This is a genomic window from Azospirillum brasilense, from assembly GCF_003349955.1.
Lineage (GTDB): Bacteria > Pseudomonadota > Alphaproteobacteria > Azospirillales > Azospirillaceae > Azospirillum > Azospirillum brasilense_B.
The window spans coordinates 7,077-9,222 of sequence record NZ_QLKQ01000140.1 but is presented as its reverse complement, the minus strand read 5'-3'; the positions used below and the strand labels follow the sequence as shown (position 1 = coordinate 9,222).

The 2,146-nt window shown below is 59.9% G+C and carries 1 protein-coding gene; it reads right to left on the bottom strand.

Going from position 1 to position 2,146, the window contains the following annotated elements; genetic code table 11:
- Positions 1-352: 352 nt before the first annotated feature.
- Positions 353-2,146 (bottom strand): calcium-binding protein (locus DXK32_RS33595; protein ID WP_162801436.1); only part of this gene is annotated, 1,794 nt, incomplete at its 5' end.

Here is a 2,146-nt window from a genome sequence, read left to right as displayed (position 1 = left end):
CGCCTTCCGCATGCCCTCCGTCGCCGAAGCTGCCCCCGGTTTGTGATGGGCTCGCTGAAATACCTCTTCAACCAGCCACAGCTTCTTTTCGTCGCTGAATTGCTACCGCCGCTCCAAATCCGTAATCACTTCGACGCTTTGGATAGTCATAGGGATAGCTATAGGGACAGGCCCCATGTATCAGCTTCCCCACTCGGTCACAGGGCGGCACACGGGGAAGGGGTACAGGCCAACCGGCCTCAACGGAGCATTCCTGACTGAGTTGATCGAGCGCAAGCCAGCGCCTTCCGCTCGATCAAATCAATTGAACATGTTAATTCAACAAGGGGGGCTCAACCTCCACAACAGTTCCTCAGACGACAGTGAACCAAGAACTAGATACAGCGGCGAACCCGATCCCGGTGAGGGTAAGGGTGTCGGACGTGGAAAAGGTGATGACCGCTTCTGCTCGGGCGTTGGCACTCACCGTATAGGTCTGACCGTACGCCAGCCCGATTAAGTCACCCTGGGCAGCGTTAAAATCCCTCAGAATGTCCCGCCCGCCGCATGTGGCGAAGACAAACAGATCGGAACCGGCCCCGCCAATCAAAGAGTCATCACCACCACCCCCCAACAGCGTGTCGTTTCCATTGCCACCCGAAAGCGTGTCGTTGCCGTCCCCACCCTCCAGCCAGTCACTCCCGTTGTCCCCTCGCAAGTTGTCGGCATAGACGCTACCGATGAGCCAATCGTTGCCGTCCGCACCGATCATTTCTACCGCGGAAAGGGCATTGGCCGCCGTCACGCTGTCGTTACCGATGCTGCCGTTAAAGTGCTCAATGGAAGCAGCAATGTCTAACGTGACGCCACTGGCGTTGCGGGCATATACCCTATCGTCACCATCTCCGCCATCCAGCACAGCGGTCGTGGTATCGACATAGAGGCGGTCGTCGCCAGCCCCGCCATACAACGCGTTACTGCCACCGCCGCCTACCAACACATCGCTGCCGTCCCCGCCATACAGCGTGTCGTCGCCAGCCTCGCCGCGCAATGTGTCATCGAAAGCGCTGCCGATTAGCAGATCATCACCCGCACCGCCGTTGATCTCCACCAGCGTAACGGAGCCAGTGGCGGTCAGGATGTCGTTGCCGGAGCTGCTGAACATCTGCTCGATACCACTGGTAGCAAGATCGAGGGTGAGGTTTCCGTCCCCCTGGACATAGACGGTGTCGAACCCAGCCCCGCAACTCACCAGAGCATCATCCGCGTCGATGTACAGCACATCGTCGCCGTCTCCGGCGATCAGGGTGTCGCTGCCATTGCCGCCGGTCAATGTGTCGTTGAAGGCACTGCCAAGGATGAGGTCGTCACCGTCACGCCCGTTGATCGCAAGGCCGAGGAGGGCGCCGGTGCCGATCAGGCTGTCGTTTCCGCCTCCGCCATAGGCCTGCTCAATGCTGCACGCCGCCAGATCGAGACTGGCGCCGACGTTGCCTTGCGCGACGGCGGTGTCGAAGCCGGCACCACCCTGCAATGGCGCGTCAGCGTCGTCGAAATAGAAGCGGTCGTCGCCCTCGCCTCCAATCAGCGTGTCGGCCCCCGCTCCGCCGGTGAGCGTGTCGTTGCCCGAACCACCGACGATCAGGTTGTTCAGCGTGTTTCCGGTACCGGCGAAATTACCGGTGCCGGTGAAAATCAGATGTTCCAGATTAGCGCCAAGGGCATAACTGTTCACTGAGGTCTGCACCTCGTCCATGCCTTCATTGCTCAGTTCCCGGATGACGTCGCCTGCGCTGTCTATGATGTAATGGTCGTCACCGGCGCCCCCGAACATCGTGTCATTGCCGGTACCGCCATCCAGTGTGTCGTTACCGAGATTGCCGGTCAGCCGGTCGTTTCCCTCGCCGCCGAGAATGTAGTCGGAGCCATAGAGTCCATCGATCGTGTCGTTTCCGTTCCCACCGAGCAGAAGGTCGTTCAGGTTGCCGCCGATGATGCTGTCGTCGCCGTCCAATCCATAGATGCGGTTCTGGTTGGACGTACCGGTCAGCATGTCGTTGCCAGGGGTTCCTTTGATGGTAGTATAGGTCGTTGTCTCGATACCCACGGCGTTGAATTCGCGGATCTGGATGCCGTAACCCGAACCGTCCTGCCCGGCCCAGACGGC